Raw genomic sequence first — 15405 nt, 5'->3', positions numbered from 1 at the left:
CGACGCTCAGAATTGATACTCGGCCCCGGCGCCGGCGTACCACGAACGGCCGGGCGCGGCTTCGTAGTAGCGGCCGTTGCCATCGCCGACAATGACCGAGCCCACATACTGCCGGTCCAGCACGTTATCCAGGCGCAAGGTCTGGTGGAAAGTCCAGTGCTCGACCTTCTGCTCCAAGCGCGCCCGCCAGTTGAATACGCTGTACCCCGGCGCGACGTGCTGCTGGTTGGTGTCTTCGACATAGACCTTGCTGCGGTACAGGCCTTCAATGGCGCTGCTGACCCAGTCCCGCGGTTTCCAGTTCAGCTCGGCAAATAGCGTGGTCTGCGGTACGCCGGGGAGGTAATTGCCTTTATCCACCGGGTTGCCGCCGCCCATGAAGGCGCTGTCGTAGGTGGCTTGCAGGCGGGTGTAGGCGAGGTGGGTGCTCCATTGTTCCGCCAGCTGGCTTTGCAGGCCAAGTTCGAAGCCGCGACGCAGGGTGCGGCCGGCGTTTTGATAGCTGGTGCGCCCGCCCAGGGATTGATTGACCACCAGTTCATCCTCGGTGGTGATCTGGAACACGGCGGCGTTGACCCGCGTGCTCCCCACCTGCGCCTTCAAGCCCACTTCATACTGGGTGCTGTCTGACGGCTTGAGGCCAAAGTTGAAGCCTTCGGCGTTACCCGGTGCGTAGGCCAATTCGGCCTGGGTGGGCGTTTCGAAGCCCTTGCCTGCGCTGACGTAGCCGTGCAGGTCGGGGGTGAAGGCGTACATCACGCTCATGGAAGGCGTCGTTTTTCGATAGATCTTGCGTCCGCTGGCGTCGCCATTGCTGAGGAATTGATCGTCGACGTCCATCTCCATGCTGCTATGGCGCACACCTGCTTGCAGGGTCCAGCGATCAAGGGCCCAATTGGCTTGCAGGTAGGGATCAAGGCTGCGCGCCGTGTCGACTTCGTCACGACGTAACTGGCCTTTTACGCCCAGCGTGTTGCCGCTGTAGTTCTGGTAGCCGTGGCGGCTGTCCTGGCTCTGGTCGAAATCCAGCCCGCCGATAATCATCAACTCCCCCGGCGCGCTGTCAATGGGCTGCATCCAGCGCGCGCCGGCGCCGTAGAACTGGCGATCGAATTGCACGACGCCGCCGCCCCGCTCATTGGCGGGCGTGCCTTTGGGGATCGACAGGTACTGAATGACGCTGCGCCGCCCCGTATACGCATTCACCTGCAGCGTCGCGTCACCCACATACCGCTCGTAGTTCATCCCCACTTGCTGGTGGTCGATGCTTTTTCGCGTGTTGTACGTCAGGGCGTTGGCGCTCACTGAGCGTGGATCGGCTTTGTAGGCGGCCCACGTCTGCCCCAGCGGGTCCTGGGTGCCGTTCTGCTCCAGGCTGCTGTAGATCAGTGCCAGCTTGCTGTCATCGTCCGGGTGAAGGTTGAGCTTGGCGAAGGTCTGGTCGCGACGGGCGCTGCTGTGGTCGCGGTAGCCGTCGGTGTCCATGCGCGAGGCATCCAGCACGAAGCCGGCGCCATGGGTGGCGCCTTCTGCGGTGAGGTGGTTCTTGTTCAGGCCGTCGCTGCCCACCAGGGTTTCGGCGCCGATACGCGGCGCGCCTTCGCCTTCACGCGAGAACATCTGAATCACACCGCCGGCGTTGCTGCCGTACAAGGTCGCGGCCGGTCCGCGCAGCACTTCAATGCGTTCGGCGGTATCCAGGTTGAACGTGGCGGCCTGGCCCTGGCCGTCCGGGGTGCTGGCGGGGATGCCGTCGGCAAACAACTTGATCCCGCGTACGCCAAACGCCGAACGGGCGCCAAAGCCACGGGACGAAATCTGCAGGTCCTGCGCGTAATTCTGACGGTTCTGGACCACCAGTCCGGGCACGCGCGCCAAGGCTTCGGAGGCGTTGATGCCCAGTTGGCCGTCGCTGATCTGGTCGCGGTCGATTGCGTCCACTGAGTAAGGCAGGTCGAAGGTCGGGCTGGCGCTGCGTGAACCGGTGACGACGCTGGGGTCGAGTATCAGGGGCGCGTCTTCCGCGCCTGCGGTGTCACATAGGGCCAACAGGCCGGGCAGCAAGAGGGTGAGGCGGGTGAGGTGGTTCATCAATCGGCCGAATTCCGTGGCGCTTAGGGTGTAAACGCGCAAAAAGGCGCGAGTTTAGTGGCTCGCGCAGCTTTTATCATTTCGGAATCAGCCTACGCTGCAAATCGGCATTCCCACGCTGGGCCTCCAGGGGCGTCGATGTTAGCGTGGCACGCTTCGTTAATGGCAAGCAAAAGGAGCGGTTTGTGAAGACTCTGTCCTGCGTCTTATGGTTGCCTGTGCTGCTGGCGCTGGCCGGTTGCGGCACGATCAACACCGTGTTCCGCCCCGACGCCGTGACCAGCCAGAATCTCAAGGATTCGCGCAGCCACTGCGACAACGTACCGCGCATTTACAGCGGTGTAATCTATGGGTTCTGTACGCTCAATGGCGAGCCCAAGCCTGAAAAAAGCCTGAACGACCAAAGCCTGTCGGACCATGCCGGTAACGCTTTTCCGATCATCGCCATCGAGTTCGTGGCGTCCGGCGTACTGGACACATTGGCACTGCCTTATACGATCTATCGCCAGAACAAGGATGGCAGCATCGAGATCTACCGCTAGGCCCACTTGCCGCTTGCCGCTAACAGCTTCCCACTGCTTTTAAGCTATAATCCCGCCCTTTAGCTGTTTCCCGCCTGGGCGGGAAGCGCACTTTTTTCAGGCGCAACCCGCCTGCATGCAGACTAAAAGAGGCTAGACCCCTGTGGCATTGACGATTCTTGGCCTGTCCGGCGCCCTTAGCCATGATCCTTCCGCAGCCCTGTATATCGACGGCAAGCTGATCGCGGCCGCCGAAGAAGAGCGCTTCGTACGCGACAAACATGCAAAGAACCGCATGCCCTACGAGTCGGCGAAGTTCTGCCTGGAGCAGGCCGGCATCAAGCCTTCGGACGTTGACGTGGTGGCGATCCCGTTCGCCCCGATCAGCCTGTTCGGCGAGGCGCGCTGGCACTATGCCAAGCGTTACTGGTACGCCCCGGACCGCGCGCTCGACGCGATCCTGATGGGCAATCGTCGCTACAAGCGCTATCGCAACAAGATCGTATGGTGCCTGGAGCAACTGGGCTTCGATCCCAAGAAGATCAAGATCGAGCCGGTCGAGCATCACCTTGCCCACGCCTCCAGTGCCTACCACTGCTCCGGCTTCCAGGAAAAAACCGCGATCCTCGGTATCGACGGTAAAGGCGAGTACGCCACCACGTTCTTCGGCTACGGCGAGAACGGCAAGATCCACAAAATCAAAGAATTCTACGACCCGGACTCCCTCGGCGGCCTGTACGGCGCGATCACCGAGTTCCTCGGTTTCGAAATGCTCGACGGCGAGTTCAAGGTCATGGGCATGGCGCCGTATGGCGATGCCAGCAAGTACGACTTCTCGCGCCTGGCCTCGTTTGAAAACGGCGAGCTGGTGATCAACACCGACTACGCCAACGTGATCGGCCTGCGTCGCTACAAAGAGAAGGGCAAGGGCTTCTACTTCTCGCCGAAACTGATCGAGTGGCTGGGCCCCAAGCGCGAAGGCGATATCGCCGACGAGCCATACATCCACTACGCCGCCAGCATGCAGGCGCTGTTTGAAAAGCTGGCCTTGCAGATGATCGACCACTATCTGGGCGACATTCTGAAGGACACCGGCAAGCTGGCCTTCGCCGGTGGCTGTGCGCTGAACGTCAAGCTGAACCAGAAAATCATCGCCCGTGACGACGTCAAAGAGCTGTTCGTGCAGCCGGCGTCCGGCGATGCCGGCACCGCTGTCGGTGCGGCCGCCTATGTGTCCCACGCCCGTGGTGTGCCGGTGGAGAAGATGGAGCACGTCTACCTCGGCCCGTCCTACAGCAACGAAGACGTGATTGCCGCGTGCGCCAAGCACGAGAGCAAGCCGAACTGGCGCAAGATCGAGAACATGCCGCAGCGCATCGCCAGAATCATGGTCGACGGCAACCCGGTGGCCTGGTTCCAGGGCCGCATGGAGTTTGGCCCGCGTGCGCTGGGCGGTCGTTCGATCATCGGTTGCCCGAGCGCCACCGGCGTGGCCGACCGCATCAACCACCAGATCAAGTTCCGCGAGCGCTGGAGGCCTTTCTGCCCGTCGATGCTCGACACCGTAGCCCCGCAGATGATCAAGGTCGATCACCCGGCGCCGTTCATGACCTTCACTTTTGAAGTGGCCGAAGAATGGAAAACCCGGGTGCCGGAAGTGGTCCATGAAGATGGCACCTCGCGCGCCCAAGTGCTCAAACGTGAGTACAACCCGCGCTACTACGACATGATGAAAGAGCTGGAAGTCCTCACCGGTAACGGTGTGTCGTTGAACACCTCGCTCAACCGCCGTGGCGAAGCGATGATCTGCTCGCCCACCGACGCGCTGAACATGTTCTTCGGCTCCGACCTGCAGTACCTGATCATGGAAGACATCCTGGTGGTCAAGGATGGCGTGGACCCTTATGACGCTGTGGTCTAAATGCTGAATCGCTTCCAGGCATGGCGTGAACGTGGCGGCTGGCAGCCTGTAGAGGCTGAGGTTTACGCCCAGGCCTGGCAGCGCTTCGGTGGCAGCGTGGCGACTCACCCGCAGGTGGTCGAGCGTCTGGCCGGCCTGGCGCGGATTCCGGTGCGCTACCTGGGGTGGGAACAGGACGGCGAACTCAAGGGGGCGATTGCCACGTGGGGGCGCGACCTGGCGCTGTCCAAGGACGTGCTCAAGCGCAACGGCAAGAAGGCCTTGTTCGACCTGGGCAATGCCGAGATCATCCTGCCGATTGCCGCCGATGCCCAGTTGCCGGTGCGCCATCGCGGGCGCTATCTGTCGGCCTTGAATGAAGGGCGGGTGGGTACCCTCAAGCCCCAGGCCGAACAATTGGCCATGGCGCGCACCCCTGAAGACTTGTCGAAAAAGTTTCGCTACAACCAGCGTCGCGAATTGCGCCTGCTGGAAGAAGCGGGCGGTGTGGTGCGCGCGGTCAGCGAGTTCTCCAGCGTGGAGCTGGCGGCGATTTATTGCGACCTGTTCCAGCGCCGCTGGGGGTTTCCGGCGGCAGGCGCGGCGCGCTTGGCTGAGGTGCTGGAGTTGCTCAAGGAGTTCCTGTTCGGCTCGGTGCTGTTTCTCAATGACGCCCCGATCGCCGTGCAATTGGTGTATCAGGTGCAGTCTCGCGAGTGGTTCAGTGCCGAGTACGTCAACGGCGGCGTCGACCCGCAAACCCGTGCGTTCAGCCCCGGCAGCGTGCTGAGTTTTCTCAATACCCAGAGTGCCTGGGAGCAGGCGCGTGCGGCGGATAAGTCACTGCGCTTTTCCTTCGGTCGCGCCGACCGTGAATACAAGGAGCGCTGGTGCAATCCGGTGCCGGTGTTCAGCCTATGACTCGCAAGCAGCAACTGCTCAAGCGCCATCGGCGCAACAAGCGCATCGCGCTGCTGGTCAGTTTGCTGATACTGGTCGCGACCGGCTTACTGGTGGCCTGGTGGTTGCCGTTGATCCTCGCAGTGCTGCTGTGGATGGCTCATGAGGCCTGGTTTTCCGACCACCTGTTTTACTCGCCCAAAGACAACTATGAATACGCGTTTCCCGCCGGCAGCGAACAGCCTGGCTTGCGCCTGGAGGCGGGACGCTTGCTGCTGGATACACCGCTGGACGCGGACGACACGCTGATTGTCGGTATTGAACTGCGAAGCTCATGGCTTGGGCGTTTCTGCGATCCGGCGGTGGAGCTGCTGGGCCTGGATGCGCCGGATCGCCAAGCCTTCGAGCGTGGGGTCGGTGGGCGTCGTTATCTGAATCTGACCGGCGCCGCCGAAGCATTGGCCGCGGGCAGGGTAAAATTGCGCGGCCGGTTTTGTCGGATCAAAGGGCAGCCTGTGCTGTGGCGCTTGCGCCAGCCGGACTATCGCCAGCAACGGGTCATGGTGATCGCGCCGCACGCCGACGATGCTGAGCTGGCGGCGTTCAGTCTTTACAGTCAGGCGGCCGAAAGCTGGATCGTGACCCTGACCGCAGGTGAGATCGAAGCCGAACATTATCAACGCATGGGCCTGCCCAAAGCTGAGGCTGCGCGTCTGAAAGGGCGCTTGCGCGCCTGGGACAGCATTGCCGTGCCACGCTGGGCTGGCGTGCCGGAGGCGCAGTGTGTGCAGCTGGGTTACTTCTGTATGCAGCTGCAGGCAATGCAGGCCGCGCCGGACCGACCCCAGGCCTCGCGCGAGGCCGAGTTGAGCGATACGCGGCTGTTTCGCCAGTTCAACGGTTTCGCGCTGCCCGGCGATGTGGACGGCGCGCCGACCTGGCACAACCTGGTTGCCGATCTGCGCGCGCTGCTGCTCAAGGCGCGGCCACAGGTGATCGTGCTGCCGACGCCCTTGCTGGATCCCCACGCCGATCATATCTGTGCCCATGCCGCGGTACTTGAAGCCTTGCAAGGGCTGGAATGGCGACCCGACACATTGCTCGGCTACGCCAATCACCTGCATGATAACGACCGCTGGCCCATGGGGGACTCCGGCACCGGAGTCGCACTGCCGCCGCATTTTGATTCGGCAGCTGAGCTTGTGCCCTGCTGTGTTGCGCTGACCTTGAGTCAGCAGCGGGACAAGGCCATGGCGTTGGGCATGATGCACGACCTGCAGCCGCGAGCACCGTTCAAGCGCCGCGTGCGCAAGTGGTTGCAGCAGGTTCTGGCGGGCCGTGGTCCATCGCCCTATGGCGAAAATGAATTCTTTCGCAAGGCCGTGCGTCGTCACGAGCTGTTGTGGGTCCTGAGGCAGGACTGAAATCCCATTGAAGGCAGGCCGGGCCTGTCGCTCCTTTTTACCGGGCCGTGTGCCCGTAGCCAGATCGCTGCATGGAGAGTTATGAAGCCGCGTTTCAAGGTTTTGCAGTTACAGCCGGACTACAACGTCAAGACCCATGACTTCGCCGACCTGGGTGAGCAGATCGTCAAATCGCTGCCGGTTGAGCGTTTCGAGGTGACATCCGGCTTTCTCAGCGGGCGCCCGCTGCCCGGCCAACCCCTCAGCGTCGCCGAGCACTCACATTATTTCGAGCTGCCGGAAAAGTCCCTCAAGGGCATTCGCTTTGGCGCCATGTGGCAGATCTACAAGTACTGCCGCGAGCAGAAATTCGATGTGGTCATCTGTAACCGCTTTAAATCGGTGAACATGATGCTATCGCTCAACCGCTGGTTGAAGATCCCGCTGTGTATCGGCATCTCCCATGGTTTTGGCGAATACGCGCGCGGTTATCGTCGACGTCAGACTCGGCGCTGGGTCAGCCCGGCCTGGCGCTTTGTCGGTGTGTCGGAGGCGGTGAAGGACTACCTGGTCGGCCTCGACTGCGGGTTCACGCGGGAAAACACCACCTACGTGACCAACGCCATCGACATTCCTCAGGCAGAAGCGTTGCAGTTGTCCCGCGAGGACGCGCGCAAGGCCCTGGGCCTGCCAATGGATGCGCGGATGATCGGTGCATTGGGCCGCCTGGTGCCGATCAAAGGCCACACCCATTTGCTGCAAGCGTTCGCCACGCTCAAGGACAAATACCCTCAAGCGCAGGTCGGAATCATCGGCTCCGGTCGTGCCGAAGCCGATCTGCGTGCGGACATCGAGCGCCTGGGTCTGACCGGCCGCGCGCACTTGCTGGGCTTTCGCGAAGACGGCATGAAATACGTGCGCGGCTTCGACATCTGGACCATGCCATCGCTGTTCGAAGGCCTGGGCCTGGCGCTGCTGGAAGGCATGAGCGGTCATTTGCCGGTGATTGCCTCCAATGGCCCTGCGATGCTGCCCTTGGTACAGGGCGCGGGTGGCCTGTCCCATGACCCCGGCAATGTCGAACAGTTGGCCGCGGCCCTGGATACCTATCTGGCGCTGAGCGATGAGCAGTTGCGTGCCAAGGGTGAAGAGGTGTTCCGCTACCTGCAAGCCAACCACACGCTTGATGAATTCAAGCACAAGTACCTGACTCTGATTGAAACCGGTTTGCGTGAAGTAGGTAGAGCATGAATCAGCCACAACCCCTGGTCTCGGTGATCATCGCGTCCTACAACCACGGCCGGTATATCGAAGAAAGCATTCTCAGCGTACTGGGGCAAACGTATCCCAATATCGAATTACTGGTGGTGGACGACGGCTCCAAGGATGACAGCGTCGAGCGTATCCGGCGTTTGCAGGCCGAGCACGGTTTTGACTTTCAGGTGCAACAGAATCAGGGGCTCAGTGCCACCCTCAATGGTGCGATCGCGCGCGCGAAAGGGAGCCTGATCGCACCGTTCGGTTCGGATGACATCATGCTGCCCGATCGTATCGCGACCCAGGTAGCGTACATGGAGGGCAAGCCAACGGTGGGGATGTGCGCCGGCAACATCGAGCTGATCGACGGCGACGGTAATCTGCACCCTGAGAAGAAACAACGTCGCGACGTGCCATTTCGCCGTCTCGACTTCGATGACATCTTCATGGATCGCAAGCCTTTCCCACCGGCGCCGACCATGCTGATTCGCCGTGAAGTGCTGGAGCAGGTCGGAGGTTTTGACCCGCAGATTCCTCTGGAAGACCTGCTGATCCAATTGAAAATCACAGCGGCGGGCTACACCATCGACGCCCTCGACCAGGTGATGGCGCGCTATCGGCAGCACGCGAGCAATACCTACAAAAACCACCGCTACATGATTCAGAACATTCTCAAGACCTATGCCAAGTTCAGCGAACACCCGGCCTATGACGCGGTGCGCTACAACTTCCTGAACTCGATGTTCCTCAAGACAGCCGACCGTGATCGGCCACTGGCGAAGGAAATCCTCAGGCAGATCCCGCTGAAGTTCTGGGGGCGCAAGACTTTGCGCGGCCTGGTGAGGTTGTATCTGCTGCCGCTCAAGCACTGAGCGGGCAGGCGGTGAAAAAGGCGACTATCAGCAGTGATAGTCGCCTTTTTTATCAGGTGGCGGGATGGGCCAACGCCAGGACCTGCTCGCGGATCTTATTGGTGGCGCCCTGGCTGGCAATGCAGGCATAACCTTTGGCCAACTGTTCGAAGTGGGTCTCGAACAACCAGGCGCGATCCTGCGGGTAGCGCTGCATATGGCGCAGGTTGCGTTGGCGCAAGGTGTTGCGCAGCGGCGACGGAAAGATGCGCAGGTCGGCGATATCAATCAGGCCGAACTCGCCGTCATCCATCAGCAGCACATTGCCCAGGTGCAGCGACCGGAAGTACACACCGCGTTCATGCAGCTGGGCCATGAACTGGCCAAAGCGTTCGATCAGTGACTCGCGCAGGCTGCTGTCCAGGCTTTGCAGGGCCTGGCGCAGGGTCAGGCCAGGCAGCGGCGAGTAAACGACCGCGCTGCTGCCATCACGCATTCCATACAGGGCAAGGATCTGCGGCGTGGGGATACCCAGGGTGCGCAGGCGCTCGGCGTTGTTCGCAAATCGTTCAGAGTAGGGGTTGAAGCTGCCCGAGGTGTACCAGCGGCGCGGGCGGAAAACCTTGAGGAAGCGCCCGTCGGACAACCGCAGCACTTTCGGGCCCAGGCCATCGGCTTCTATGACATGGGCATCGCTGCACAGTTGCTCGAACGCTTCTGGCTTGAGCGGCTGAGCCGACCTGTCCAGCACGCTGCGACGACGTTGGGCGATGCTCAGGCCGGCGATGATTGCCAATGGAATCCACAACAGGAACCAGTGCTCCTTGGGGCGCGACAAAATCCCACCGCCTTCGGTCAGGCCGGCGCCGATGCCGTAGGCGAGCAGCGATGACGCCAGGATGAACAGCGGCTGCGCCCGTTCCTTGAGACTCTTGTACAGGCCCCAGCCGAGCATGAAGATCCAGGGGATAAAGCCGATGATGCCCACGTAATACAGCACGCCCAAGGCAAAGCTGTGGGGCTCGCGCAGTTGATAACCGTCGGCCAGTGTCAGGTACAGCTCGGAGTCGTAGCTGTGGCCGATCCAGGGATGTTCGGCGATGAGCTTGAGCGACATGTCCCACAGCACAAGGCGGAATGAGCTGCCACGGGTGGTGATGATCTCGGGGTAGAACAGCAGCGCCGCAGCGCCAGCGAGCAGTGCGATGATCAACAGCGCAGCGCGGCGGTTACGGCTGATGAAGATTATCCAGAGGATGCTCAGGGTCAACGCCACCATGGGTGTGCGTGAGCCCGTGGCGATGACCGCGGCGGTCATGATCGCCAGGGCGGGCACGCTGAACCACAGCACGTGCAGGCGTTGGGTGGTAACGCAGACATATAGCCAGTAAACGCAGAAAAACCCGAATACGTGGGAGCTGAGCAATGGGTTGTCGAGAGCGCCGCGCCCGCCGATCATGCGCATCCCGGGCTCGTAGGCCTGGATGAATACCACCAGGTTGCATGCGCACACCACCAATGCGATCACCGCCGCACTGAAGAAAATCGGCTTGAACAGTTCATGGCGGTAATGCAGCAATAACCCGCAACCGGCGAACAGCATGAACGTGTGCAGGGGGCGCTTGAACAAGTCGGTGTCGGGATGGTGCTCCGGGCTCCAAAGCAGACTGATCAGCGCCCAGGCGGAAAACAGCAGAAACGCGATCGCCAGCGGCTCGCGCAACAGCTCCTTGATTTCCCTGGGGCGCAGGCACAGCAGCAGCAAGGTCGGCGCGCTGAAAAGACCGTAGTAGAACTTGTGCAGCACATTGCGGTTGGTCACAAAGAACAGCGCACTCAGAAGCAACAACAAGCCTATGGGCAGAATCCAGAGGACCAGGAAGTCGAAGACGCGATTTTTGCCATAACTGAGGCGATTGGAGTGCATATAAAAAGCCATTCCAGAAAGAGAAAGCCGACCATCTTAAGGTAGTGGCATTATAATGTCGCTGGTTGTGGCCAGCCCGGCATTGGGTCATGCCGGGTGCAAGTACAACAGAGAAGCTGTGCTAAAGTCAGCCTCCTTTTTTAAAACGCCGCGTGATATGACCGATTCCAGTCCGAGCGCAAGCCCTTCGAGCTTGAAAATATACTTCCGTCTGCTCAGTTATGTGAGGCCCTACGCGGGCTTGTTCGCGCTGAGTATCCTCGGATTTCTGATTTTCGCGTCGACCCAGCCGATGCTGGGTTACATCCTCAAATACTTTGTCGACGGCCTGTCCAACCCTGAGGCCGTGCTTTTCCCCAGCGTGCCGTACCTGCGCGACTTGCAGTTGCTGCAAGCCGTGCCCTTGCTGATCATCCTGATCGCCGCCTGGCAGGGCCTGGGTTCGTTCCTGGGCAACTACCTGCTGGCCAAGGTCTCCCTGGGCCTGGTCCACGACCTGCGCGTGCAGTTGTTCAATAACCTGCTGACGCTGCCCAACCGCTATTTCGACAATCACAATTCCGGGCATCTGATTTCACGTATCACCTTCAACGTGACCATGGTCACGGGCGCTGCGACCGATGCGATCAAGGTTGTGATCCGTGAAGGCATGACGGTGATCTTCCTGTTTGCCTCGCTGCTGTTCATGAACTGGCGCCTGACGCTGGTGATGATCGCCATCCTGCCGTTGATTGCGGTGATGGTCAGCACGGCGAGCAAGAAATTTCGCAAGCAGAGCAAGAAGATTCAGGTGGCGATGGGCGATGTGACTCACGTGGCTTCGGAAACCATCCAGGGCTACCGCGTGGTGCGCAGCTTCGGCGGCGAGGTGTATGAAGAAAAACGCTTCCTCAAGGCCAGCCAGAGCAACACCAACAAACAGTTGCGCATGACACGCACCGGGGCAATCTACACGCCGGCGCTGCAACTGGTGATCTACACCGCGATGGCGGTGCTGATGTTCCTGGTCCTCTATCTTCGTGGCGATGCATCGGCCGGTGACATGGTGGCCTACATCACGCTGGCCGGTCTGTTGCCCAAGCCGATCCGCCAGCTCTCGGAAGTCAGCTCGACGATCCAGAAGGGTGTAGCGGGCGCCGAAAGCATTTTCGAACAGCTGGACGAAGAGGTCGAAATCGACCACGGCACGATCGAGCGCGACAAGGTCAGCGGGCGCCTCGACGTGCGCAACCTGAACTTCACCTACCCAGGCACCGAACGTCATGTGCTCAAGGACATCAGCTTTACCGCCGAGCCTGGGCAGATGATCGCGCTGGTGGGGCGCTCGGGCAGCGGCAAGTCGACCCTGGCCAGTCTGATCCCGCGTTTCTATCACCATGAAAGTGGCGAAATCCTGCTCGACGGTATCGAGATTGAACACTACAAGCTGCTCAACCTGCGCAAGCATATTGCCCAGGTGACCCAGCACGTGACTTTGTTCAGCGATACCGTGACCAACAACATCGCCTACGGCGACCTGGCCGGCGCCCCCCGCGCGGACGTCGAAGCCGCCGCGGCGGATGCCAACGCCAAGGACTTCATCGATCAGTTGCCCAAGGGTTTCGATACCCAGGTCGGCGAAAACGGTGTGCTGTTGTCCGGTGGCCAGCGCCAACGCCTGGCGATTGCCCGCGCGCTGCTCAAGAATGCGCCGTTGCTGATCCTCGACGAGGCCACCTCGGCGTTGGATACCGAGTCCGAGCGCCACATTCAGGCGGCGCTGGACAAGGTCATGCAGGGCCGCACCACCCTGGTGATCGCGCATCGCTTGTCCACCATCGAAAAGGCCGACCTGATCCTGGTGATGGACGATGGCCGAATTGTCGAGCGTGGTACGCACAGCGAACTCCTGGCACAGAACGGCTACTACGCCCGCCTGCATGCCATGGGCCTGGATGCACCGATTGCCGCCGACATTACCTGAACCTTGTGTGGGAGCCGGCGACCGGCTCCCACATTGCAAAACCCTCCCGCAAACCTCCTGTAACCCTGTGCTAATATCGCGCCCCTGTTCATTTTGTATGTGGGTTGCTCCATGAAGTTGTCCATGCCGCGATTCGATCAAGCCCCCGTCTTGGTGGTCGGCGATGTCATGCTCGACCGTTACTGGCATGGTGGTACCTCACGGATTTCCCCTGAGGCGCCGGTGCCGGTCGTCAAGGTCGAGCAAATCGAAGACCGCCCGGGCGGCGCTGCCAACGTCGCCCTCAATATCGCCGCGCTCGGCGCGCCGGCCTCCCTGGTCGGCGTGACCGGCGACGACGAAGCCGCCGACAGCCTGGCCAACAGCCTGCGCGGCGCCGGCGTGCGCGCGTTGTTTCAGCGCATCGCCCATCAGCCCACCATCGTCAAATTGCGAGTGATGAGTCGTCATCAGCAATTGCTGCGGATCGATTTCGAAGAACCCTTCGCCACCGATGCACTGGCTCTCAGCGACCAGGTCGACGAGTTGCTTGAAGGCATCAAGGTGCTGGTGCTGTCCGACTACGGCAAAGGTGCATTGAAGAACCATCAGATGCTGATCCAGGCCGCGAAGGCCAGGGGCATTCCGGTGCTGGCCGATCCCAAGGGCAAGGACTTCTCGATTTACCGGGGCGCCAGCCTGATCACGCCGAACCTCAGCGAGTTCGAAACCATCGTCGGCGGTTGCGCCGATGAGCACGAACTGGTCAGCAAAGGTGCGGCGCTGATGGCTGACCTGGACCTGGGGGCCTTGCTGGTCACCCGTGGCGAGCACGGCATGACGCTATTGCGCCCCGGCCACCCGGCCATGCACCTGCCGGCGCGGGCCCGTGAAGTGTTCGATGTCACCGGCGCAGGCGATACCGTGATTTCCACATTGGCCGCCTCCATTGCTGCCGGCGAAGAGCTGCCGCACGCGGTGGCACTGGCCAACCTGGCGGCGGGCATCGTAGTCGGCAAATTGGGTACCGCTGCGATCAGTGCGCCTGAGTTGCGCCGCGCCATCCAGCGTTCCGAAGGCTCGGAACGTGGTGTGCTGAGCCTTGAGCAATTGCTGCTGGCGATTGACGATGCCCGTGCCCATAACGAGAGCATCGTGTTCACCAACGGTTGCTTCGACATCCTGCATGCCGGCCACGTGACTTACCTGGAGCAGGCGCGCGCCCAAGGCGATCGCTTGATCGTCGCGGTCAACGACGATGCCTCGGTCAGCCGCCTCAAAGGCCCAGGCCGCCCGATCAACAGCGTCGACCGGCGCATGGCGGTCCTGGCGGGTCTGGGCGCGGTGGACTGGGTCATCAGCTTTCCCGAGGGGACCCCGGAAAACCTGTTGGCCCAGGTTAAGCCGGATGTGCTTGTCAAAGGCGGAGACTACTCGGTCGACCAGGTGGTAGGTGCCGATATCGTCAGCGCCTACGGCGGCACGGTCAAAGTGCTGGGCCTGGTCGAAAACAGCTCGACCACGGCGATTGTTGAAAAAATCCGCAACAATGAGTGACGCTGGTAAGCGGGCCTGATCGCTGTCAGGCCTGCTTGCCAGGGCTCACGCCTGGTTCAGGTGGCTCGTTTCTTCTTCGGCACGATCTTGCGCAGCATCTGCCGCGCTCGGCCGGTCAAGCGCTTCAATTTCGATTCTTTCTCAGGCTCAGCCAGCCCCTGTTGGCGCAGCCAGTCCTTCCAGCGAATCCGCTCTTCACGCACCACCCAGCCTTCCTGCTGGGCGAAGCTTTCCGCCAGGTACAGGCCCCGTGTGCTGGCCGGGTACAGCTGATCCTTCTTGACCGTATACAACTCGGCCAGCGGCTGGCCGTCCTTGAGCGGCATCAGGTACAGGTCCGGGCGCTGGCGATCCAGGCGTGCCACCAACTGGTCGCCTTCCAGACGCTCGTCCACGTGGAACAGGCTCAAGGACTTGGCTTCCTTCGGAACTTCCAGGCGCAGGTCGTAAATCAATTGCAGCGAGGCCGTCGGCAAATGCACGTAGGCTCGCGGCCGCTCGATCAACTGAGTGGTCGCGCAGCGTACCGGGCGCGCGGCGCCGGACAGCGGGCTGAGGCGAAACGGCAGGGCTTCGCGGTAATGCAGGGCGGTGGCGTAGGGCGCCGGCAGCCACGTCTCGTTGAAGCGCCCGCCGAGCCAGCCTTCGGGGGTCTCAAGCAGGCATTCCTCGGCGATTTCCTGAATGGCGGTGTGCAGCGGCAGGTTCAATTCGTGGGCGGGGACGTAGCCGGAAATCAGCTTGAGCACCACGTCGCCACGGTCCTGGCGACGTTGGCGCACCAGCACCCAGTAATCACGGTTTTGCCAATGGAGGGTCAGGCGCACCGACACCCCGAGGTTGGCCAGCTCCACGGCGAAGCGCTCGGCATCCGGCACTTCCACCGGTTTGCGCCGTTGCAGCGTCTGGGCGAAGTTGAGCGGCATGCCGACGCTCTGGTAGCTCAGACCTTCGGGTGTGGCTTCGACGTGAAGCGGCAGTGTCTTGAAGTTGCTGGGGTTTTTTCTTATGAGCGTGCGCGGCATGTCGGCTCCTTCTTGCGACGGCGTCGCCGCG

At 61.4% G+C, this 15405-nt stretch carries 11 protein-coding genes; 8 read left to right on the top strand and 3 right to left on the bottom strand.

Annotated elements, in window-relative coordinates:
* Positions 1–6: 6 nt before the first annotated feature.
* Complete coding sequence (locus QRN10_RS00405) at positions 7–2091, bottom strand: TonB-dependent receptor family protein (RefSeq protein ID WP_285427673.1); 2085 nt, start codon at positions 2089–2091, stop codon at positions 7–9.
* Positions 2092–2276: 185 nt separating this feature from the next.
* Between QRN10_RS00405 and QRN10_RS00400 the strand changes: the two genes are divergently transcribed.
* The 6 genes from QRN10_RS00400 to QRN10_RS00375 all read left to right on the top strand — a co-directional run bounded on the left by QRN10_RS00400 (position 2277) and on the right by QRN10_RS00375 (position 8944).
* Positions 2277–2633, top strand: a complete 357-nt coding sequence (locus tag QRN10_RS00400; protein WP_285427672.1) for a YceK/YidQ family lipoprotein — start codon at positions 2277–2279, stop codon at positions 2631–2633.
* Between the two features lie 142 nt (positions 2634–2775).
* Positions 2776–4533 carry a carbamoyltransferase family protein gene (locus QRN10_RS00395; RefSeq protein WP_181080405.1) on the top strand — a complete coding sequence of 586 codons (1758 nt, stop codon included), beginning with the start codon at positions 2776–2778 and terminating at the stop codon, positions 4531–4533.
* The gene (locus QRN10_RS00390; protein ID WP_181080406.1) at positions 4534–5433 is read left to right on the top strand and encodes a GNAT family N-acetyltransferase; all 900 of its coding nucleotides are present in this window, start codon (positions 4534–4536) and stop codon (positions 5431–5433) included.
* A complete protein-coding gene (locus tag QRN10_RS00385) occupies positions 5430–6836 on the top strand; it encodes a PIG-L deacetylase family protein (RefSeq protein WP_266245609.1) in 1407 nt (468 codons plus the stop codon). Before QRN10_RS00390 ends, QRN10_RS00385 begins: the two co-directional genes overlap by 4 nt.
* An 81-nt stretch (positions 6837–6917) precedes the next feature.
* Positions 6918–8066, top strand: coding sequence for a glycosyltransferase (locus QRN10_RS00380; protein WP_181080408.1), 1149 nt, complete (start codon positions 6918–6920; stop codon positions 8064–8066).
* Positions 8063–8944 (top strand): glycosyltransferase, encoded by an 882-nt coding sequence (locus QRN10_RS00375; RefSeq protein ID WP_181080409.1) that lies wholly within the window; start codon positions 8063–8065, stop codon positions 8942–8944. The genes QRN10_RS00380 and QRN10_RS00375 overlap by 4 nt, the downstream gene beginning before the upstream one ends.
* A 52-nt stretch (positions 8945–8996) precedes the next feature.
* Here QRN10_RS00375 and QRN10_RS00370 read toward each other — a convergent pair whose 3' ends face one another.
* Positions 8997–10850: a bifunctional O-antigen ligase/aminoglycoside phosphotransferase family protein gene (locus QRN10_RS00370; protein WP_266245610.1), complete on the bottom strand. Its 1854-nt coding sequence runs from the start codon at positions 10848–10850 to the stop codon at positions 8997–8999.
* 157 nt (positions 10851–11007) lie between these two features.
* Here QRN10_RS00370 and msbA point away from each other — a divergent pair, with 157 nt between their 5' ends.
* Positions 11008–12813, top strand: coding sequence for a lipid A export permease/ATP-binding protein MsbA (gene msbA / locus QRN10_RS00365; RefSeq protein WP_181080411.1), 1806 nt, complete (start codon positions 11008–11010; stop codon positions 12811–12813).
* 111 nt (positions 12814–12924) lie between these two features.
* Positions 12925–14349 carry a bifunctional D-glycero-beta-D-manno-heptose-7-phosphate kinase/D-glycero-beta-D-manno-heptose 1-phosphate adenylyltransferase HldE gene (gene hldE, locus QRN10_RS00360; protein ID WP_266245612.1) on the top strand — a complete coding sequence of 475 codons (1425 nt, stop codon included), beginning with the start codon at positions 12925–12927 and terminating at the stop codon, positions 14347–14349.
* A gap of 56 nt (positions 14350–14405) precedes the next feature.
* On the opposite strand, the gene QRN10_RS00355 is transcribed toward hldE, so the two are convergent.
* On the bottom strand, positions 14406–15374 hold the full coding sequence (locus QRN10_RS00355; protein ID WP_253510139.1) for a metal ABC transporter ATPase: 969 nt from the start codon (positions 15372–15374) through the stop codon (positions 14406–14408).
* Positions 15375–15405: the final 31 nt, after the last annotated feature.

Source organism: Pseudomonas sp. lyk4-R2A-8, from assembly GCF_030209095.1.
Lineage (GTDB): Bacteria > Pseudomonadota > Gammaproteobacteria > Pseudomonadales > Pseudomonadaceae > Aquipseudomonas > Aquipseudomonas quebecensis.
This window is presented reverse-complemented; position numbering and strand designations above follow the sequence as displayed.